The organism is Micromonospora sp. WMMA1947 (genome assembly GCF_027497355.1).
In the GTDB taxonomy this organism is placed as follows: domain Bacteria; phylum Actinomycetota; class Actinomycetes; order Mycobacteriales; family Micromonosporaceae; genus Micromonospora.
Map to the genome: position 1 here is coordinate 1,091,534 of NZ_CP114909.1, position 19,532 is coordinate 1,111,065.

The 19,532-nt window shown below is 72.3% G+C and carries 19 protein-coding genes and 1 pseudogene; 7 read left to right on the forward strand and 13 right to left on the reverse strand.

The window, feature by feature from the left end:
- Window positions 1-48 precede the first annotated feature (48 nt).
- The gene (gene otsB, locus O7604_RS05175) at window positions 49-873 is read left to right on the forward strand and encodes a trehalose-phosphatase (protein ID WP_281579014.1); all 825 of its coding nucleotides are present in this window, start codon (window positions 49-51) and stop codon (window positions 871-873) included.
- Between the two features lie 148 nt (window positions 874-1,021).
- Here the strand turns inward: otsB and O7604_RS05180 are convergent, their stop codons facing one another.
- From O7604_RS05180 to O7604_RS05195, 4 genes are all read right to left on the reverse strand, one after another.
- Entirely contained in the window at window positions 1,022-1,792 is a 771-nt protein-coding gene (locus O7604_RS05180; protein ID WP_269702184.1) for an isoprenyl transferase, read from the reverse strand.
- 31 nt (window positions 1,793-1,823) lie between these two features.
- Window positions 1,824-3,011 (reverse strand): geranylgeranyl reductase family protein, encoded by a 1,188-nt coding sequence (locus tag O7604_RS05185; protein WP_281579919.1) that lies wholly within the window; start codon window positions 3,009-3,011, stop codon window positions 1,824-1,826.
- Between the two features lie 64 nt (window positions 3,012-3,075).
- On the reverse strand, window positions 3,076-3,933 hold the full coding sequence (locus O7604_RS05190; protein WP_281579015.1) for a hypothetical protein: 858 nt from the start codon (window positions 3,931-3,933) through the stop codon (window positions 3,076-3,078).
- A gap of 40 nt (window positions 3,934-3,973) precedes the next feature.
- The gene (locus O7604_RS05195; RefSeq protein WP_281579016.1) at window positions 3,974-5,815 is read right to left on the reverse strand and encodes a phosphoenolpyruvate carboxykinase (GTP); all 1,842 of its coding nucleotides are present in this window, start codon (window positions 5,813-5,815) and stop codon (window positions 3,974-3,976) included.
- A 135-nt stretch (window positions 5,816-5,950) separates the two neighbouring features.
- Between O7604_RS05195 and O7604_RS29555 the strand changes: the two are divergent.
- The 3 genes and pseudogenes from O7604_RS29555 to O7604_RS05205 all read left to right on the forward strand — a co-directional run.
- Window positions 5,951-6,046, forward strand: a pseudogene (locus tag O7604_RS29555) (GtrA family protein); the annotation flags it as partial.
- Window positions 6,047-6,305: 259 nt separating this feature from the next.
- Window positions 6,306-6,842 carry a GtrA family protein gene (locus O7604_RS05200; RefSeq protein ID WP_332367328.1) on the forward strand — a complete coding sequence of 179 codons (537 nt, stop codon included), beginning with the start codon at window positions 6,306-6,308 and terminating at the stop codon, window positions 6,840-6,842.
- Window positions 6,843-6,904: 62 nt separating this feature from the next.
- Window positions 6,905-7,597, forward strand: a complete 693-nt coding sequence (locus O7604_RS05205) for a GtrA family protein (RefSeq protein WP_281579017.1) — start codon at window positions 6,905-6,907, stop codon at window positions 7,595-7,597.
- Window positions 7,598-7,652: 55 nt separating this feature from the next.
- On the opposite strand, the gene O7604_RS05210 is transcribed toward O7604_RS05205, so the two are convergent.
- Window positions 7,653-8,222, reverse strand: a complete 570-nt coding sequence (locus O7604_RS05210; protein WP_281579018.1) for a PH domain-containing protein — start codon at window positions 8,220-8,222, stop codon at window positions 7,653-7,655.
- A 143-nt stretch (window positions 8,223-8,365) separates the two neighbouring features.
- On the reverse strand, window positions 8,366-9,238 hold the full coding sequence (locus O7604_RS05215; protein WP_281579019.1) for a biotin--[acetyl-CoA-carboxylase] ligase: 873 nt from the start codon (window positions 9,236-9,238) through the stop codon (window positions 8,366-8,368).
- Between the two features lie 72 nt (window positions 9,239-9,310).
- Here O7604_RS05215 and O7604_RS05220 point away from each other — a divergent pair, with 72 nt between their 5' ends.
- The gene (locus tag O7604_RS05220) at window positions 9,311-10,894 is read left to right on the forward strand and encodes an acyl-CoA carboxylase subunit beta (protein ID WP_281579020.1); all 1,584 of its coding nucleotides are present in this window, start codon (window positions 9,311-9,313) and stop codon (window positions 10,892-10,894) included.
- Between the two features lie 43 nt (window positions 10,895-10,937).
- On the opposite strand, the gene O7604_RS05225 is transcribed toward O7604_RS05220, so the two are convergent.
- The 7 genes from O7604_RS05225 to O7604_RS05255 are packed head-to-tail and all read right to left on the reverse strand — an operon-like array spanning window position 10,938 to window position 17,018.
- Window positions 10,938-11,822 (reverse strand): hypothetical protein, encoded by an 885-nt coding sequence (locus O7604_RS05225; protein WP_281579021.1) that lies wholly within the window; start codon window positions 11,820-11,822, stop codon window positions 10,938-10,940.
- Window positions 11,815-12,318 (reverse strand): SigE family RNA polymerase sigma factor, encoded by a 504-nt coding sequence (locus tag O7604_RS05230; protein ID WP_269702199.1) that lies wholly within the window; start codon window positions 12,316-12,318, stop codon window positions 11,815-11,817. The genes O7604_RS05225 and O7604_RS05230 overlap by 8 nt, the downstream gene beginning before the upstream one ends.
- A 59-nt stretch (window positions 12,319-12,377) precedes the next feature.
- The gene (locus tag O7604_RS05235) at window positions 12,378-13,361 is read right to left on the reverse strand and encodes a 2-dehydropantoate 2-reductase N-terminal domain-containing protein (RefSeq protein ID WP_269702201.1); all 984 of its coding nucleotides are present in this window, start codon (window positions 13,359-13,361) and stop codon (window positions 12,378-12,380) included.
- Between the two features lie 57 nt (window positions 13,362-13,418).
- Entirely contained in the window at window positions 13,419-14,612 is a 1,194-nt protein-coding gene (locus tag O7604_RS05240) for an ABC transporter permease (RefSeq protein WP_269702203.1), read from the reverse strand.
- Window positions 14,609-15,286 carry an ABC transporter ATP-binding protein gene (locus O7604_RS05245; RefSeq protein WP_269706917.1) on the reverse strand — a complete coding sequence of 226 codons (678 nt, stop codon included), beginning with the start codon at window positions 15,284-15,286 and terminating at the stop codon, window positions 14,609-14,611. The genes O7604_RS05240 and O7604_RS05245 overlap by 4 nt, the downstream gene beginning before the upstream one ends.
- Window positions 15,287-15,291: 5 nt before the next feature.
- The gene (locus O7604_RS05250) at window positions 15,292-16,413 is read right to left on the reverse strand and encodes a peptidoglycan-binding protein (RefSeq protein WP_269702205.1); all 1,122 of its coding nucleotides are present in this window, start codon (window positions 16,411-16,413) and stop codon (window positions 15,292-15,294) included.
- A gap of 38 nt (window positions 16,414-16,451) precedes the next feature.
- The gene (locus O7604_RS05255; RefSeq protein WP_269702206.1) at window positions 16,452-17,018 is read right to left on the reverse strand and encodes a hypothetical protein; all 567 of its coding nucleotides are present in this window, start codon (window positions 17,016-17,018) and stop codon (window positions 16,452-16,454) included.
- A 175-nt stretch (window positions 17,019-17,193) separates the two neighbouring features.
- On the opposite strand from O7604_RS05255, the gene O7604_RS05260 reads away from it, so the two are divergent.
- Window positions 17,194-17,883, forward strand: a complete 690-nt coding sequence (locus O7604_RS05260) for a response regulator transcription factor (protein WP_269702207.1) — start codon at window positions 17,194-17,196, stop codon at window positions 17,881-17,883.
- The gene (locus tag O7604_RS05265; protein WP_269702208.1) at window positions 17,880-19,520 is read left to right on the forward strand and encodes an ATP-binding protein; all 1,641 of its coding nucleotides are present in this window, start codon (window positions 17,880-17,882) and stop codon (window positions 19,518-19,520) included. The genes O7604_RS05260 and O7604_RS05265 overlap by 4 nt, the downstream gene beginning before the upstream one ends.
- Window positions 19,521-19,532 lie beyond the last annotated feature (12 nt).

The window sequence follows — 19,532 nt, forward strand, 5'->3', positions numbered from 1 at the left end:
ACATCTCGGCCACGAATACGCCGCCCGGCGCGGGGTACGCTGACGCGCGTGCCGCCGTTGAATCTGGGCAACCAGCAGCCGAAGACCCCGCTGAACGCGGAGCACGCCTGGCGTGCGACCGCCGCCCGCGCGGGTGACGTCGTCCTCTTCTTCGACTTCGACGGCACCTTGGCGCCCGTCGACGACGACCCCACGGCCGTACGGCCCGCGCCCAACGTGCTCACCGCGCTGGAGGCGCTCGCCCCGCACGTCCGCCGGATCGCCATCGTCTCCGCCCGCCCGGTGGACTTCCTCCGCGACCACCTCGGCGGCCTCGCCGGCATCGACCTGTACGGGCTCTACGGCCTGGAGCACAGCCACTCCGGCGGTGAGACGGTCACCGAGCCGGCCGCCCTGCCGTGGGTGCCGACCATGTCCGAGCTGGCCGAGCAGGCCCGTGCTGAACTGCCGCCCGGCGCACTGGTCGAATACAAGCGGCTCTCCGTCGCGCTGCACTGGCGTACCGCCCCGCAGCTCGGCGGCCTGGTGCAGGAGTGGGGCCGGGCGCAGGCCGAGCGGCTGGGCCTGCGCGCCCAGCCGGGCCGGATGGTGCTGGAACTGAAGCCCCCAGTCGACCGGGACAAGGGCATGGTGATCGGCGAGACGGTCCGGGACGCCGGTGGCGCCTGGTACTTCGGTGACGACGTCTCCGACATCAAGGCGTTCGCCGCGCTGCGCGCCCGCGCCGCCGACGATCCCGACTTCATCGGTGTCTGCGTCGCGGTCGCCAACCCGGAGACGGGTCACGAGGTGGCCGACGCCGCCGACCTGACGCTGGACTCCCCCGCGGCCCTGGCCGACTTCCTCACCGCCGCCCTCCCCCACCTCCGCTGACGCCCCCGGCCCCGCCCCCGAGGCCCGACCTCTCCGCGATCTTGCACTTGCCGCCCCGGCAAAAGGGGGCATAAGCCGCGCCCTCGGGGCCGAAAGTGCAAGATCGCCGAGGCGGGGCGGGGCGGGGCAAGGGGGCGTGGCGAGGGGGTCAGGTGCCGAAGCGGCGCTGGCGGGTGGCGTAGGAGCGCAGGGCACGCAGGAAGTCGACCTTGCGGAAGTCGGGCCAGTTCAGCTCGCAGAAGTAGAACTCCGAGTGCGCGCTCTGCCAGAGCATGAAACCGGAGAGCCGCTGCTCGCCGCTGGTCCGGATGATCAGATCCGGGTCCGGCAGCCCCTTCGTGTAGAGGTGCTCGGAGATGTGGTCGACGTCGAGCGAGGTGGCCAGCTCCTCGATCGTGCCGCCGCTCGCCGCGTGCTCCACCAGCAGCGAGCGGACCGCGTCGGCGATCTCACGCCGGCCGCCGTACCCGACCGCGATGTTGACCTGAGCCCCGCCGTCGCGGTCGCGGGTGCGTTCCTCGGCGGCCTTGAGCGCGGCGGCGTGCTGCGCCGGCAGTACGTCGAGCGCACCGACCATCCGCAGCCGCCAGGGGTTGCCCTCCTCGGCCAGCTCGGTGGTGAGGTCCTCGATGATCTGAAGCAGCGGGTCCAGCTCGGCGGCCGGGCGGGAGAGGTTGTCGGTGGAGAGCAGCCAGAGCGTGACGTGCCCGACGCCGGCCGCGTCGCACCAGCGGAGCAGCTCCTTGATCCGTTCGGCGCCCATCCGGTGGCCGTCGTTCGGGTCGACGAAGCCCATCTCCCGGGCCCATCTGCGGTTGCCGTCGCACATCACGCCGACGTGTGCGGGTACGGGCTTGCCCGCGAGCTTCGCCGTCAGCCGGCGCTCGTACACGGAGTAGAGGAGTTTCCGCAGAGTCATCACCTTGCAGGGTAGCGACCCGCGGGAGAGATCAGTGTCTCGGTGGCATATCACCTGAGGGTGTGCCGGTCCGGCGCGGTCGCGGCAGGTCCGCGCCGATCGCCATCAGGGTGCGCGCATCCAGCCGGCCGTCGCCGAGTCCCAGCTCCACCACCGTGCGGTAGACGCGCTCGTCCCGCCCGGCCGCGCCGACCGCCGCGTCGACCACCCGGCGCCGACGGGCCAGCCACGCCGCCACCGAGCTGTGCCGCAGGTGGGTGCCGAGCCGGACGCGCAGCGCGGCGGCGTACGCCCGGGCGGCCCCGGCCGGGTGGCCGGCCGCCGCCGCGCCGGCGAGCGCGCCCGAGCGCAGCGCGTAGAAGATGCCCTCGCCGGTGAACGGGTTGATCAGCGACAGCGCGTCCCCGGCCAGCAGCACCCGTCCCCGGCCGGGCGCCGGCCGGTGGGTGGACAACGGCAGGTGGTGCGCCCGCAGGTCGGTCACCGTGGCCGGGTCGACGTCGGGGAGCAGCACGGCCATCCGGTCCAGCAGGTGCGCGCGGGTCAGCGGCTCACCGCGCAGCACCTCCCCGTACCCGACGTTCGCGCGACCGTCGCCGATCGGAAAGGCCCAGGCGTACGCGGGCCAGCGCGCCGCCGACGTGACGATGAGCTGTTCGGGCGGCCCGGCCGGGGCCGGCGCGTAGCCCCGGATGGCGAGGGCCAGGTGCCGGTCCGGGTTGACCGGGTGGCCGAGCGCGCGGCGTACCACCGATCCGGCGCCGTCCGCGCCGACCACCGCCCGCGCGGACAGCTCTCCGTCGAGCAGCACCCGGTCGGCGGCGATCTCCACCCGGCGTACCGTGTGCCGCCGCAACTCCGCACCGGCCGCCACCGCCGCCGCCACCAGGCGTGCGTCGAACACCTGGCGGGGCACCGTGTACGCGGGCCGCGGCAGCGTCCTCGCGACGGTGCCGCCGCCGGGGCCGACCAGGCGCAGCGCGGGCAGCGGTGCGTAGCCGTCGACCGCCCCGGTCACGCCCAGCTCGGCGAGGACGTCCAGCGCGTGCGCGGCGATGCCGTCCCCGCACGCCTTGTCGCGGGGGAAGCCGGACCGGTCGAGCAGCAGCACCCGCGCGGCCCCGGCCCGCCGCGCACCGAGCGCCGCCGCGGCCCCAGCGGGCCCCGCCCCCACCACCACCACGTCCCACACCCCCTCATCCTGCCCCGCCGCGCCCAGCCCCGGGCGACGATCATGAGGTTGACGGCATCAACGGAGATCGAAATCGCCGCCAACTTCATGGTCAACGGGGTGGGGTGGGGGTGCGGGTGGCTCGGTGCAGGGACCAGAGGGTCAGGGCGGCGGCCGTGACCAGGGGGGCGCCGTCGCGGATCAGGCCGTCGGTGCCGAGCAGCCACCAGCACAGCGGCAGGTCGATCGCGAGGACGCCGAGGGTGACGACCACCAGGGCCTTCCGCGCCCACGCCTTGTCGCGCAGCAGGAAGGCGGTGCAGAACAGCACGGCGTAGCTGACCGCGATGCCCGCGCCGAACCAGAAGATCACTGCTGGTACGGCGGCCAGCCGTCCGTCCAGCACGGCACCGGTCGCCACCAGCGCCGGCACCAGCATCAGCGGGCTGTAGGTGAACGCCGCGACCCGGGCGGTGAGCAGCCAGCCGTTCGCCTGCGGGCGCTTCGGCGCCATCTCCCGCCAGGCGATCGTCCCGCCCTCGACGACCAGGCCCTTGCGGTGCCGGACCAGGTGGGCGCGGATCGCCTCGGAGCGGTACAGCAGCACCACCACGGCGACGCAGAGCGCGGTGAGCACGGCGAACCCGACCAGGCCGGGCAGCGCGGGCACCCCCTGCCGGGGCACGATCAGCCGCCCGACCGCGAAGATCGTGGTCACCGCCAGGATCAGCCCGAACGGCCGGGCGCCCACCCGGCCCTTGTTCACGTGGCCGATCAGCAGCAGGAAGCCGAGCGACCGGAGCATCGCCCAGCCGGTGCGTACGGCCAGACCGAACTCCTGCTCCGGGGCGTACCAGTAGTTGAGCAGCTCGACCACGACGGTGGCCGCCGCGGTCACGGCGAGCAGCGTGGTGAGCGCCCGGACGGCGGACGGCCGCCGGCCCTCGACAGGTTCAGCGGCCGTCCTCATGGCATCCGATGGTGCCCGGCTCGGGCAACCGGCACACCTGTTACTTCTGCGGCTCCGCGTCGAGGCGGGCGCGCAGCGCGTCCAGCTCGGCCCAGAGCACGCCGGGGAGCTTGTCCCCGAACTTCTCGAACCACTCGGTGACCAGCGGCAGCTCGTTGCGCCACTCGTCCGCGTCGACCTTCAGCGCGATCCGGACGTCCTCCGGGGTCATGTCCAGGCCCTCGACGTCGAGCGCGTCCTGCGCCGGGACCATGCCGATCGGCGTCTCCACGGCCTCGGCCCGGCCCTCCAGCCGCTCGATGACCCACTTGAGCACGCGGGAGTTCTCGCCGAAGCCCGGCCAGAGGAAGTTGCCCTCGGCGTCCTTGCGGAACCAGTTCACGTAGTAGATCTTGGGCAGCTTGGACTCGTCGCCGTCCGCGCCCTTGCCCATCTCGATCCAGTGCCGGAAGTAGTCGCCGGCGTTGTAGCCGATGAACGGCAGCATGGCCATCGGGTCGCGGCGGACCACGCCGACCGCGCCGGAGGCGGCGGCGGTCGTCTCCGAGGAGAGCGTGGCGCCCATGTAGACGCCGTGCACCCAGTCGCGCGCCTCGGTGACCAGCGGGATGGTGTCCCGGCGACGGCCACCGAACAGGATCGCGTCGATCGGCACGCCGTTGGGGTCGTAGTAGTCGTCGGCCAGGATCGGGCACTGCGTGATCGGGGTGCAGAAACGGCTGTTCGCGTGCGAGGAGAGGTTCTCGCTCTCCGGCGTCCAGTCGTTGCCCTTCCAGTCGATCAGGTGCGCCGGCGGCTCACCCATGCCCTCCCACCAGATGTCGCCGTCGTCGGTCAGCGCCACGTTGGTGAAGATGGAGTTGCCCCGGTCCAGCGTCCGCATGGCGTTCGCGTTGGTCTTCCAGTCGGTGCCGGGCGCGACGCCGAACAGGCCGTACTCGGGGTTGATCGCGTAGAGGCGGCCGTCCTGGCCGAACCGCATCCAGGCGATGTCGTCGCCGATGGTCTCGACCTTCCAGCCCGGGATGGTCGGCTCCAGCATGGCGAGGTTGGTCTTGCCGCAGGCCGACGGGAAGGCACCGGCGATGTGGTAGACCTTGCCCTCCGGCGAGGTGATCTTGAGGATCAGCATGTGCTCGGCCAGCCAGCCCTCGTCGCGCCCCATCACGCTGGCGATACGCAGCGAGTAGCACTTCTTGCCGAGCAGCGAGTTGCCGCCGTAGCCGGAGCCGAAGGACCAGATCTCCCGGGTCTCCGGGAAGTGCGAGATGTACTTGGTCTCGTTGCACGGCCACGCCACGTCCTGCTCACCCGGCGCGAGCGGCGCGCCGATGGAGTGCAGCGCGTGCACGAAGTCGGCGTCGTCGCCCATCGCCTCCAGGATCGACGACCCCATCCGGGTCATGATCCGCATCGAGGCGACGACGTACGGGCTGTCGGTGATCTCCACGCCGAACATGGGGTTCTCGGCCTCGATGGGCCCCATGCAGAACGGGATGACGTACATGGTGCGCCCGCGCATGCTGCCGCGGTACAGCTCCGTCATCGTCCGCTTCATCTCGGCCGGCGCCATCCAGTTGTTGGTGGGGCCGGCGTCCGCCTCGTCGACGGAGCAGATGAAGGTGCGCTCCTCCACCCGGGCGACGTCCGTGGGGTCGGTACGCGCGTAGAACGAGTTGGGCTTCTTCTCGGGATTCAGTCGGATCAGGGTGCCGTTCTCGACGAGTTCGTCGGTGAGGCGGCGCCACTCCTCATCAGACCCGTCCACCCAGACCACGCGGTCGGGGGTGGTCAGTTCCGCGACCTCACGTACCCAGGCCAGCAGCTTGGGGTGGGACGTCGGGGCCTGATCGATACCCCGAACAGCAGCCGGAGCAACCATGTCACTTCTCCTTGTGGTCGACGCTGACCGATCTATGGGGTGCACGAGTTCCGGCGGGCTGGTACGCCGCCTCGTGGAAACCTGGGATTGGGCTCAGCGTAAACCGGACTGCCTCGTCAGTCAGTGGGACTGGTTGTGAAGAACTGCACAAGGTACGGCCACGCTGCGGCATCACGATCTGATACCCGCTTTCGCGCGCAGTTTCACGCAAATCCTGCGGTGAACCTTCGACGGCCGGGTCCGGCCCCGGAGTGACCGAGACGTCCGACCCGGGGAAGCGTACGAACATGTCGTGAAAGACGATTCCGTGATGCGCTCCACAGATTCGCACAGCGCGTTACGCTCTGCTCACGGATATCGAGAACGGGCGGGGCCTCCCCGAGGCGGGTGGCCCGACGGCGACGGCCGCGGCGACCGCGTCGTGGCCGACTCGCCGTTGGAGTCCGCCCGGATACCGGACAACCGGTACTCTCGGCGGGTGGCCGCGACGATGACCGGAGACCAACCGGGCGCTCCGCAGACCCGTCGGGGTCCGATCGGAGCACTGCGCGACCGTTTCGGTCACCTCATCCACGAGTTGAGCAAGTTCGCCACCGTCGGCGGCTTCGCCTTCGTCGTGGACTTCGTCCTCTTCAACTACCTGTCCAGCGGCCGGGACATGCCGCCCCTGGCCGCGAAGACCATCTCCACGGTGATCGCCGCGACCGTCGCCTTCCTCGGCAACCGGTTCTGGACCTGGCGGCACCGGCAGCGGTCGAACCCGGCACGCGAGTACGCACTGTTCTTCTTCTTCAACGCGGTCGGCCTCGGCATCGCAGTGGCCTGCCTGGCGATCAGCCACTACGGGCTGGGCGCGATCTGGCCCGCGGTGTTTCAGACCCCCCTGGCCGACAACATCGCCAGCTTCATCGTCGGCACCGGCCTGGGAACGCTCTTCCGGTTCTGGTCGTACCGACGGTTCGTCTTCGTCGAGGCGGGAACACCTCCCGTTCCGGCAACGAGCCACGACCGAGAGTCCGGGGCGTGACGAACCGCCCATCCCGACCCGCCGGGCCCCGCCGGCCCAGCCAACTGCCTAAGGTGTTCCGCATGCCTGGAGTCCGTCTGCTGCCCGAGCGCTGGCAGAAGTTCATCCACGAGGCGCTCAAATTCGGCATCGTCGGTGGCATCAACACCGTCATCAATTACGCGGTGTTCAATGCTCTGGCACTCACGGTTTTCCGCGACGGCCAGCTGAAGGCGACAGTGATCGCGACGATTGTCGCCACGATCACGTCGTATCTGATGAATCGTCACTGGACGTACCGCGATCGACCGAAATCTGCACTTCGCCGCGAATACGTCCTGTTCTTCGTTTTCAACGGTGCTGGTCTGCTGATCGAACTCGGCGTCCTGGCCCTGGCCAAGTACGGCCTCGGCGTACACGGCCTGCTCGCGCTGAACGTCGCCAAGACCATCGGTGTCCTGCTGGCCACGCTGTTCCGCTTCTGGTCCTACCGGACGTTCGTCTTCCAGCCGGTGCCCAAGCACGCCGAGGAGACCTGGCACTCGGTGCCGCGTGACGAGTGGGACAACGTCGCCGAGATGGACCCGGTCGCCGAGCTGGCCGAGTCGGTGAGCGAGCTGGAGGAGGAGGAACCGCCGCCGGGCGCCGGCCAGGCGGCCGACTTCCCGCCACCACGGGGCCGTCCCGCACCCGCCGACGCCGGGCTCGGCGCGCTCGGTGCCGACCTGGACGCCGAACTCGCCGCGGAACTCCAGCCCCGCCGCGCCCGCCGCTGAACGACGAAAGGCCGGCACCCCTTCTCCGGGGCGCCGGCCTTCTCTGTCGGACGGGTCAGGGCTGGTCGCGCAGGGACTTGCCCTCGGACATGTCGGCCAGGATCTCGCGCATCTCGCCGTCACCCAGGCTGTGCTTGTCGTGGTGCGCCTCGACCAGCTCGTAGAGCTTCGTCTGCACCCTGTCAACGCCCGGCACGTCGTGCAGCACCGACTGGCCGCGCTCACCCGCCGACTCGATGGTCAGCGTGCCGCAGCCGAGCAGCCGCTCCACGAAGCGCTGGTTCATCGCGTGGTCGTTGATCCGGGTCAGCGGCAGGTCCCGCCGGTTGCGCGACAGCACCCCCTGCTGGAGCAGGACGCGCTCATTCGTGAACAGGTAGTGCGTGGTGCGCCAGACCAGAAACGGCCACAGGCCCAGCCACAGCACCAGCACCAGGGCGACCACGGCGATCGCGTAGAGCGCGATCGTGCCGCCGCTGCCGTCGGGCAGCAGAAGCCAGCCGGCGACGACCGCCGCGACGGCGAGCACGAGCACCAGGACCGGCCGGATCAGGGCCTTCCAGTGCGGGTGCAGGTGCAACACGACGTGCTCGTCCTCGGTGAGCACGTCTTCGGGGAACGCCACGGGGGAACCTCCTCGCAGAACAGGACGCGCTGACCGTAACCGGTCGCCGCGTCCGCCCGGCATCGGCCGCGCGGACGGCTGCCCGTGGTCTGTTAACAGGGGGCCCTTCCTCTACCGGAGGCGTTAACAAGGGGCCCTTCCTTTCACCGCAGGTGCAGCACGTCTCCTGCCGCCAGCCGCAGCGTCTCGGCGCCCGCCTCGACCAGGAGCTGCCCGTCGCCGTCCACGCCGGTGGCGGTGCCGCGCGCCTCCCTGCCGTCGGGCAGCAGCACCCGCACCTGGCGGCCGACGGTGGCGCACCCGGCCAGATACGCCTCACGCAGCCCACTGGCCTCCGCGTCCCCTCCGGCGTCACGCCAGCGCTCGTACCAGTCGGCGAGCGAGCGCAGCAGCGCCCGCAGCAGCGGATCCCGGTCGGTGGCGGTGGCGCCCGCGAGCTGGAGCGAGGTGGCCGGCAGCCCGGTCGGGTTCTCCGGCAGCTCGTCGGCGCGCAGCGTCACGTTCAGCCCGACACCGACGACGATCGCGGGCGGCCTGTCGTTCTCCCCGGGCACCGCCTCGGCCAGCACCCCGGCGCACTTCGCGCCGTCCACCAGCAGGTCGTTCGGCCATTTCAGCCGCGCGTCCAGCTCGGCCAGCAGGCGTACCGCCTCGACCAGCGCGACACCGGCGAGCAGCGGCAGCCAGCCGTACCCGGTGACCGGCACCGGCGACCAGCCACGCTCGGCGTCCGCCTCGCCGGGCCGCAGCAGCACGCTCGTGGCGAGACCGGCGCGCGGCGGCGACTGCCAGACGCGGCCCCGCCGCCCCCGCCCGGAGGTCTGCCGCTCGGCGACCACCACCAGGCCCTCCGGCTCGCCGGCCCGCGCCGCGGCCACCGCGTCCGCGTTCGTCGAGCCGGTCTCGGCCAGCAGCTCCAAGCGTCGCCAGGGCCCGTTCGGCGCGACCAGCGCGCGCCGCAGCCGGGCCGCCGACAGCGGCGGTCGGTCCAGATCGGTGTACGGCGAACCGGGCATCCCGCCAGCCTACGGCCCGGGTGAGGCGCACTGCACAGCCTCAGACACCTGAACCATCGTTATATTCCACGGGTGACTACCGACACCGGGTTCAACATCCACACCACCGCCGGCAAGCTGGCGGACCTGGAGCGACGGCTCGACGAGGCGGTGCACGCCGGGTCGGCACGGGCGGTCGAGAAGCAGCACGCGCGGGGCAAGAAGACCGCCCGCGAGCGGATCGAGATGCTCCTCGACGAGGGCTCGTTCGTCGAGCTGGACGAGTTCGCCCGGCACCGCTCGACGAACTTCGGGCTGGAGAAGACCCGCCCGTACGGGGACGGCGTGGTGACCGGCTACGGCACCGTGGACGGCCGGCAGATCTGCGTCTTCTCGCAGGACTTCACCGTCTTCGGCGGCTCCCTCGGCGAGGTCTTCGGCGAGAAGATCGTCAAGCTGATGGACCTCGCCATGAAGATCGGCTGCCCGGTCGTCGGCATCAACGACTCCGGCGGCGCGCGGATCCAGGAGGGCGTCACGTCCCTCGGGCTCTACGGCGAGATCTTCTTCCGCAACGTCCGGGCCAGCGGCGTGATCCCGCAGATCTCGCTCATCATGGGCCCGTGCGCGGGCGGCGCGGTCTACTCCCCGGCGGTCACCGACTTCACCGTCATGGTCGACCAGACCTCGCACATGTTCATCACCGGTCCCGACGTGATCAAGACGGTCACCGGCGAGGACGTGGGCATGGAGGAGCTGGGCGGCGCCCGCACCCACAACACCCGCAGCGGCAACGCGCACTACCTCGGCACCGACGAGGAGGACGCGATCGAGTACGTCAAGGCGCTGCTGTCGTACCTGCCGTCGAACAACCTGGACGAGCCGCCGGTCTTCGACGCCCCCGCGATCCTCGACGTCACCGAGGAGGACCGGGAGCTGGACACGCTGATCCCGGACTCGGCGAACCAGCCGTACGACATGCACCGGGTCATCGAGCACGTGCTCGACGACGGCGAGTTCCTCGAGGTGCAGCCGCTGTACGCGCAGAACATGGTGGTCGGCTTCGGCCGCGTCGAGGGACGCCCGGTGGGCGTGGTGGCGAACCAGCCGATGCAGTTCGCCGGCACGCTGGACATCGCCGCGTCGGAGAAGGCGGCCCGGTTCGTGCGCACCTGCGACGCGTTCAACATCCCGGTGCTCACCTTCGTGGACGTGCCCGGCTTCCTGCCCGGCACCGGCCAGGAGTGGGACGGCATCATCCGCCGCGGCGCGAAGCTCATCTACGCGTACGCCGAGGCCACCGTTCCGAAGGTCACCGTCATCACCCGCAAGGCGTACGGCGGCGCGTACGACGTGATGGGCTCCAAGCACCTGGGCGCGGACCTGAACTTCGCGTGGCCGACCGCGCAGATCGCGGTGATGGGCGCGCAGGGTGCGGTGAACATCCTCTACCGCGCGGAGCTGGCGAACGCCGAGGACCCGGCCGCGGTCCGCGCCGAGAAGATCGCCGAGTACGAGGACACGCTGGCCAACCCGTACATCGCCGCCGAGCGCGGCTACGTGGACGGGGTGATCCCGCCGCACGAGACGCGTACCCAGATCGTGCGGGCGCTGCGGGTGCTGCGCACCAAGCGCGAGACGCTGCCGCCGAAGAAGCACGGCAACATTCCGCTGTAGTGCGCCGGGTGCCCCCGCCGGTTCAGCGGCGGGGGCACCGGCGTCAGCAGCCCGGGTTCGCGGCCACGCACATCCGCTCGGCCGCGACCCGGGCCATCTGCCGCACCTGTTCCTCGGTCACCCTGCCCTCGGGCGCCTGGCCCATGGGCAGGTCGGTCCGCAGCCGGCCGGCCGGGATCAGCACCGTCACCAGGTCACCCACCCGTACGACGAAGCGGTCCTCGAACAGCGGCGCGTAGCCGGGCGGCCGGCCGTTCGCCTCGTCCGGCGCCACGCTCGCCTCGTGCCGCAGCAGCAGCGCCTCGTCTCCGGCGAAGCCGCTCGCCGCGACGTACCAGCGGTGCACGACCTCGGCGCCGGTCATCCCCCGCTCGGTGTAGACCTGGCCCGTCGTCCGCCACGCGCCGCAGGCGGCGACGGTGCCCTCCAGGTCGGCGACGAACCGGCCCGCCGCGCCGGGCGCCATCCGGTAGACGTCCTGGGTGAGGACCGTTCCGATGGTGGTCGCGGGCTCGGTCGGCGGCTCCAGCAGGGTCTGCGACCGCGAGTAGCGCGAGCGCGGTTCCTCGGCCGGCCGCCCCTGTTCCCGGGCGCAGACCTGGAGGAGGTCGTCGACCCGGACCGGCTCGTCGAGGCCGGTCTCGCTGAGTCGCTCGCCGGTCGAAACGGGGATGTCGGCCGGTTCCAGCATCGCCTCGGCCGCGATCTCCCCCCGTCCGTCAACGGCACCGGCGGCGGGCGGCGGCGCACCGGCCCGGTCCACGAGGGTCGCGGTGAGCGCCGCGACGACCACCACCGAGGCCGCGGCGAGCGCGGCGGAGCGTCGGCTGCGCCGCCGGGCGGTGGCCCGGATCACCTCCGGCTCCGGCCAGGTGACGTTGCGCAGATCCTGGTGCAGCAACTCCACGAGTGCGACGTCGTCAGGCATCTGCCGCCTCCTCCTCCAGATCCACCACGGCGAGCAGCCCGGCGAGTGCGGTCCGCCCCCGGGAAAGCCGGGCCTTGACGGTGCCGATCGGTGCCTCGGTCTCCCGCGCCACCTCGGCGACCGGCATGCCGAGCAGGTAGTGCATGGCGATCGCGGTGCGCTGGGCCTCGGGCAGCCGGCGCAGCGCCTCGACCACCTCCAGCGTCTCGGTGCTCGGCGCCGGCACGTCCGCCACCGCGCCGTGCCGCAGGTAGGCGCGGGCCCGGCTGCGCAGGCTGCGCCAGCGGCTCACCGCGATCCGGCTCGCCACCACCCGTACCCAGGACTCCGGGTCGTCGTACCCGCGCACCGTGGACCACCGCTGCCAGGCCTTGATGTACGCCTCCTGCACGGCGTCCTGCGCCTCGGCGAGGTCACCGGTGAGCACGTAGACGAAGCCGAGCATCCGCTGCCGGCTGCCCCGGTAGAACTCGTCGAAGCCCTCGCTGTCGGGCACCTGCCACCTCCCCGTCTTCGTGAGGGGACACGCCTGGCGGCGCGGCGCCGGTTGCCCGCTCAGCCGAGCAATTTCTCCAACTCGCCGAGCGGGAAGCCGCCGGCCGGAATCCGGTCGCGGACCGCCCGGCGTACCGCGACCTGCACCGCCGCGTTCGCCGGGGTGGGCACGCCGTGCAGGCGCCCGAGCAGCACGATCTCGCCGTTGAGGTGGTCGGTCTCGGCCGAGCCCGCGCCACGGGCCAGACTCTGCCAGGTGGAGCCGCCGGAGCGTTCCTCCCCGCCCACCGGCCGGTGCGACACCCGGTCGCCGCGCTCGGCGGCCTCCTCGTCGACAGTGGTGTGGGCGATGCCCGCGGCGGCGAGCGCCGCCTCGCCCTCGGCGCGTACCCGCTTCGACAGGGTTTCCGGCACGTCCCGGCCGAGCAGGGCCTGGAGGCCGTTGCCGAGGTTGGCGAGCAGCTTGCCGTACTTCCAGCGCATCACGTCGTCCCGGACCGGCGCGACGAACCCGGCTGCGGTCAGGTCGGCGGCGACCGCCCGGGAGGTGTCGTCGGCGCCGCTCGGGTAGCGGCCGATGTGCAGCATGCCCGGGTGCGGATGGCCGTTGGCGACCACCACGCCCGGCTCCAGGTGCGTGGCGGGCAGCCACACGCACACCGGGTGTACGCGGGCGAAGCGACGCAGCGCGGCAGGCTCGTTCGCCACGCCGTTCTGGGCCAGCACCACCGGCAGTCGCTCGCCCGCCGTCCCGCCGCCCTCGACCGGGGCGTCCGCCCAGGCGTCGAGCGCCGCCACGGTGTCCTGCGACTTCACGGTGAGGACCAGCACGGCGTCGGCCGGCAGCGGCGGCCCGTCCGGCCCCGCCACCGCGGGGAGCCGGCCGGTCACCTCGCGGTCCGGCGTGCGCAGCGTCAGACCCCGCTCCCGCAGTGCGTCCAGGTGCGCGCCGCGGGCCACGAGCGTCACGTCGCGGCCGGCGTCGGCCAGGAGTACGCCGATGGTGCCGCCGACCGCGCCCGCTCCGATGATCACGTATCGCACGGGTCCGATTCTGCCCCGCCGTGGCGGGCGCGCCCGGGCACGGCGTGCCGTGGCGGGTCAGGAACCGGCCAACGCGTGCGCGGGAGCCATCCGGCTCGCCCGAAGCGCCGGGTAGAGCCCGGCGAGCGCACCGATCAGCACTGTCGCGCCGAGACCACCTGCGGTCGCCCAGGCGGGCACGACGGTGGGCCAGCCCTGGGTGAAGGCGTACCCGCCGGTGGCCAGCACACCGAGCACGATGCCCCCGCCGCCCCCGATCCCGGCGAGGATCAGCGACTCGGCCAGGAACTGGACCCGGATGTGCCCCCGGGTCGCGCCGAGGGAGCGGCGCAACCCGATCTCGGTCCGCCGCTCCAGCACCGAGATCACCATGGTGTTCGCCACGCCGACGCCGCCCACGAGCAGGGCGACCGCGCCTAGCCCGAGCAGCAACGCAGTCAACGCGTCGTCGGTGGCCTGCTTCGCGGCGAGCGCGTCGGAGGGCCGGGAGACGGCCACCTCGTTGGGCGCCCGTGGGTTCGCGGTCGCACCGAGCACCGCCCGTACGGCGGCGACCTGGCTCTCCGTGGCCCGCGCGTAGACCGTGGTGGGATGCCCGTCGAAGCCGGCGTACGTCTGAGCGGACTCCCACCCGATCAGCGCCGCGCTGTCCACTTCCGGCGCGAGCGGCACCGGGTCGAGCACACCCACGACGGAGAACCACCGCCCGGCGAGCCAGACCCGGACGCCGGGCGTGACGATGTCCAGCCGGGTCGCGGCCCGGGAGCCCAGCACCACCGCCGGGTAGGCGCGGGTGGCCGTTGTCAGCCACGAGCCGGTGTACATGGTGGCGCCGACGGTCTCCGGCAGGTCCTGGTGGGCGGCGAGGACGGAGATGCTGCCGGTCTGCCCGATCGGGACGTGGTCGTTGCGGTAGACGTACCCCTTGACCTGGCCGGTGGCGGCGACCGACTCGACCGGGCCGATCCGGCCGACCATGGCGGTGGCTTCCACAGGCAGCTTGGCGTCCTCCCCGGAGACGGTACGACCGGGCATGACGGTCAGCAGGTTGGTGCCGAGCCGGTCCAGGGTCCGGTCGAGCTCGGCCCGGCTAGAGGTGGAGATGCCGACCACCGCGACCATCGCGCCGATACCGATGGCGATGCCGAGCGCGGAGAGGAACACCCGCAGCGGGCGGGACCGCAGGCCGACCGCGCCGAGCCGGGCGATGTCGGCGAGCGCCAGCCGCCCCGGCCGGGGCGCTCGGCTCACCGCTGCACCACCGGCACGTCGTCGCGCACGATCCGGCCGTCGAGCAGTTCCACCCGGCGGGGCAGTCTTCCGGCGACTGCCTCGTCGTGGGTGATCACCACGACCGTGGTGCCCGCCTGGTGCAGCTCGGTGAGCAGCTTCAACACGCTGTCGCTGGAGACCGAGTCGAGATTGCCGGTGGGCTCGTCGGCGAGCAGCAGCGCGGGTTCCCCGACGACCGCCCGGGCGATGGCCACCCGCTGGCGTTCCCCGCCTGACAGTTCGTGCGGCAGGTGGTCCAGACGGTGCGACAGGCCCACCCGCGCCAGCGCCTCCCCGGCCCGGCGCCGGCGCTGCCGGATCGGCACGCCGGCGTAGAGCAGGCCGTCGGCGACGTTGTCCAGCACCGGGGTGCCGGGCGCGAGATGGAACTGCTGGAAGACGAAGCCGATGGTGGTGGCCCGCAGCGCGGACAGCGCCCGGTCGGAGAGCCGCGCAATGTCGTGCCCGTCGATCCGGATCACCCCGGTGGACGGCCGGTCGAGCGTGCCCAGGAGGTGCAGCATGGTCGACTTGCCGGACCCGGAGGGGCCGACGACGCCGACCAGTTCCCCGACGTCGATCCGCAGGTCCAGCCCGGCGAGCGCGGTCACGCCGCCCGGATACGTGCGGGACACCCCGTGCAACTCCACCAGTGCGCTCACTGCGGGATCCGTACGTTCATGCCGGCGTCCAGCCCCACTCCGGTCACCTCGACCCGGCCATCGGCGAACATGCCGACCTCGACGGCCACCACCCGGGTGGACGTCACATCGACGACCTCCAGCCCGTACCCGCCCTCGGCGAGAGCGAGCAGCGCGCTGACCGGCACGGTGAGCACCCCCCGCCGTTGCTTGGAGACACGGCGCACCTCGACCGCGCCCGCGTCGCCGTCCTGCAACGCCTTCTGGTCGTTGACCTCGACCGTCACCGGCACCCGTGCACCGGTCTCACCGTCGCCGGCAGCGGGCGCAGGCTGTTCCGCGGCGGGTGCCGCCGGTGCGGCGTCGTCCCCCACCGTGTGCACCACGCCGGGCACCGACCGCCCGTCCGGCAGCGTGACGCTCACCTTCGCCCCGGGGGTGGCCCACGCGGCGTCGGCCTGTGCGACGGCCGCGGTGACCAACCGGTCCGTGCCGGTCCAGGTGAACACCTCGGCGGGTACGGTCGCGCCGACGCGCACCGAGTGCCGCGCGATGCGTACCGCGCCCGGCGCGAAGAGAACCTGCCCCGGTTCGACCCGTCCGGTCTCCTCCCGGCCCAGGTCCCGCTGCCAACGCTTGACCGCGTTGGTGGTCGCCGACGAGAACGTCTGGTCCACGCTGAAGCCGGAGTAGCCGAGCGCGCGCAGGTTGCGCTCGAACTGCTCGACGTCACGGCCCTCCAGCGGGGCCGCGAGCGTCCGGTACATCGGCAGCGGACCGTACATCAGCACGACCGGTTTCTCGTCGACCCGCAGCAGGCTCCGACCGCGCTTGACCACTGTCCCTCCCGCCGCCAGCCAGGTGACCGTGCCGGTGGCCTCGGACCGCACCGGGGTGGCCGCGCCGTAGCCGACCGTGCCGTCGAGAACCGTGTACTCCACCAGGTCACCCCGGGTCACCTGCACGGTACGGCCGGCCCGGGGATCCCGCGGGGGCGGGTCGTCCCCGCGGGTACCCAGTCCGAGGGTGGCGGCTGCAGCCACGGCGAGAAGCGCCATGCCGGCCCCCGCCACCAGCCAGGTACGCATCCGTCGGCGTCGCCGTCGGCCGCCGACGGTCACCTCGCTCTCCCCGCTCACCCTGTTCCCTTCGTCCACACCCGCCGGGTCTCGCCCGCTCAGCCCACGCCCGGGCCGGGGGTGGCGGGCGCCCCCACGATCGAGCCGCAGGCCGCCGCAGCCCGCTTGGCGCCGGCGCTGCCGGAGTCCCAGAGCGGCTTGCCGTCCTCCGACTCGGGCTGGTAGCCGTCGGGGCCCGGGTCGGGGAAATCGGGCGCACCCTTGGTCTGCATGCACCGCGCGTACTCGCGGGCCTTCGCGATCTCCTCAGGCGCGAGGGCCGGCTTGTCCTCCAACCCTTGTGGGACCGGCGGGTTGAGGTCGTTGCACTTGACCTGCGCGGCGCGGAACTTGGGGTCGGCCTTGACCGCCCGGGCGTCACCGCCGAACTCGATCCGGCCCTTGGCGTCCGGGTCGGAGACCTTGACGCCCTCCTCTCGCAGGCAGGCCACGTACTTGCGGACACCCTCGACATAGGCGGTGACGGCCTCTCCGCTGGCCACGGCCGACGGGGTACCTCCCGCGGTGGCGACGGACGGCTCCTTCGCGTCGCCGCCGCACCCCGCGGTGACGAGCATCAGCGCCGCCGCGCCGAGCGCCGCACCTACTGCTGTGGGAACCCGCACGGTGCCATCTCCTTCTGGTCGGTCGGGTGAGCTGTCGACAGGCTAGGACGGGGCCTGTGAAGAACTCGTCAAGAAGTTGTGGGATCACCGTGCGGGTCGGCCCGGCGGGGTTCCTGCGGGCATCGCGTACGGGTGATGATGGCGGGGTTCTGCTGCTGCCGGACGGGGGGAACCGTTGGTCGCGCGCATACTGGTCGCCGAGGACGACCGGAAACAGTCGGAGCTGCTCCGGGCCTATCTCGAGCACGAGGGCCACCACGTGTACGTGGTGGCCGACGGCAAGTCAGCCCTGGACCGGTGCCGGAGCAATCCGCCCGACCTTGTCGTCCTGGACGTGATGATGCCGTTGGTGGACGGCTTGGACGTCTGCCGGATCCTGCGCGCGGAGTCGGACGTGCCGATCATGCTGCTCACCGCGCGCAGCACCGAGGACGACATGCTGCTCGGCCTCGACCTGGGCGCCGACGACTACGTCACCAAGCCCTACAGTCCACGGGAGTTGGCCGCGCGGGTCCGGGTGCTGCTGCGCCGGTCGGGCCGGGGCGGCAGCGAGGCGGAGGTGCTGCGGGTCGGTGACTTGGTCGTCGACGTGGACCGGTTCGAGGCGCGGGTCGCGGATCGGGTCGTGCCGCTGACCGCCAAGGAGTTCGGCATCCTGCGGACGCTTGCCGCCGAGCCGGGCCGCGTGTTCACCAGGGCGCAGATCATTGACAGGGCCTTCGGCTTCGACAGCTACGTCGTGGAGCGGACGGTGGACGCGCACGTGATGAACCTGCGTCGCAAGATCGAGCGCGACCCGGCGGAGCCGGTCTACGTGCAGACCGTCTACGGACGGGGTTACCGCATCCCGGAGCAACCGCGGTGAGTTTCCGGTTCCGGGTGCTGCTGATGACCATGCTCATCGCGGTCACCGCCACGTCGGCAACCGCGTGGCTCACGCTGCGACAGGCGTCGCGCGAGTTCAGCGCCTCGGTCACCGCCGGTCAGGACGACATCGCGCTGATCACCTCCACGCTGGCCGGGCACGGCGGGCTCGGCACCTGGGACGGAGTGCAGGATCGCGTACGCGAGCTGGCCGGCCGCACCGGCGAGCGGATCCGGGTGGTCACCGAGACCGGCGCGGTGCTGGCCGACTCGGACCTGCTGGCCGGCCGGGCGGCCCGGGACACCACGGGGCCGCCGACGCTGGTGGACCCGCGGCCGGTGGTCCGGTTGCCGGAGGGCGACTCCGTGCCGCGCCTGGCCGAGGACATGATGACCGCGATCGTGCAGTACCAGCGCGCGCTGCGCGACGCGTCGTGCCTGGCCGCCGCCGGCGGGCAGATCCGAGCGGAACGCCCGCTGTTCGGCGTGCCCGTGCTCGTCGCTGCCGACCCGGAGCAGCCCGCATCGGTGTCCTGCCGCAAGCAGGCCACCAAGCTCCGCCCCGCCATGACGAGCGGACAGATGGAGGGCCTGCTGCGGCCGTGCGTCAGCGGCGCCGGACGCTCGGCCGAGTGCCTTCAGCGGGTATTCATCGCGCAGACCACGGCCTTCGCCCCGCAGCCGGTGCAGGTCTACATCGGCGCGCGGGACGAGGAGCCACCGAAGCTGGCCGGGGACTCGATCACGCTGACCGCGGTGGTGGTCGCGGCCGCAGCGGTGGTGGTCGCGTTGCTGCTCAGTCGCCGGGTGCTGCGTCCCATCGCGGCGTTGACGCGGGCGTCCCGCCGGCTGGCCTCTGGTGACCTCGGCGACCGGGTCCGGGTTCGCGGTTCCGATGAACTCGCCGAGCTGGGCCGCACCTTCAACCAGATGGCTGACTCGCTGCAACAGAGCGAAGAGCGCCAACGGCGGATGGTCGCCGACGTGGCCCACGAGTTGCGCACCCCGCTGGCCAACCTACGCGGTTACCTGGAGGCGCTGAAGGACGGTGTGCTGCCCGCCACGCCGGAGGTACTCGCCTCGTTGCACGAGGAGGCGTTGCTCCAGCAGCGGATCGTCGACGACCTCCAGGATCTGGCCACGGCGGAGGCCGGGGCAATGACGCTGCACGTGGTCCGGCTCGACCTCGCGGAACTGGCGGAGACCTGCCGGGTCAGTCACGCCGCCCTCACCGAGGGGGCCGGTGTCACGCTGCGTGTGGACGCCCCGCGCCCGGCATACGTGCAGGGCGATCCCGACCGGCTGCGCCAGGTGCTCGGCAACCTCATTCGCAACGCGACGGCGGCGAGCCGGCCGGGCGGGACGATCACCCTGGCCGTCCGCTCCACCGACGACGCCGCCTCGATCAGTGTCGCCGACACTGGCACCGGCATCCGCCCGGAGGATCTGTCGCACCTCTTCGACCGTTTCTGGCGGGCGGACCACGCCCGAGGGCGGGAGTCCGGAGGCAGTGGTCTCGGGCTCGCCATCGCTCGGCAGATCGTCACCAACCACTCTGGCACCATCACGGCCGCGAGCCGGCCCGAAGTCGGCACCACAATGACCATCACCCTCCCGGCCGCCCGGCAGAACGGGTAGTGATGCCGGCCC

Excerpts from the sequence above, each read along its gene's own strand:
- O7604_RS05180 (WP_269702184.1), bottom strand. The coding sequence starts at position 1,792 with ATGACTCTGCGGAAACTCCTCTACTCCGTGTACGAGCGCCGGCTGACG.
- O7604_RS05195 (WP_281579016.1), bottom strand. The coding sequence starts at position 5,815 with ATGGTTGCTCCGGCTGCTGTTCGGGGTATCGATCAGGCCCCGACGTCC.
- O7604_RS05200 (WP_332367328.1), top strand. The coding sequence starts at position 6,306 with ATGACCGGAGACCAACCGGGCGCTCCGCAGACCCGTCGGGGTCCGATC.
- O7604_RS05190 (WP_281579015.1), bottom strand. The coding sequence starts at position 3,933 with ATGAGGACGGCCGCTGAACCTGTCGAGGGCCGGCGGCCGTCCGCCGTC.
- O7604_RS05215 (WP_281579019.1), bottom strand. The coding sequence starts at position 9,238 with ATGCCCGGTTCGCCGTACACCGATCTGGACCGACCGCCGCTGTCGGCG.
- O7604_RS05205 (WP_281579017.1), top strand. The coding sequence starts at position 6,905 with ATGCCTGGAGTCCGTCTGCTGCCCGAGCGCTGGCAGAAGTTCATCCAC.
- O7604_RS05225 (WP_281579021.1), bottom strand. The coding sequence starts at position 11,822 with ATGCCTGACGACGTCGCACTCGTGGAGTTGCTGCACCAGGATCTGCGC.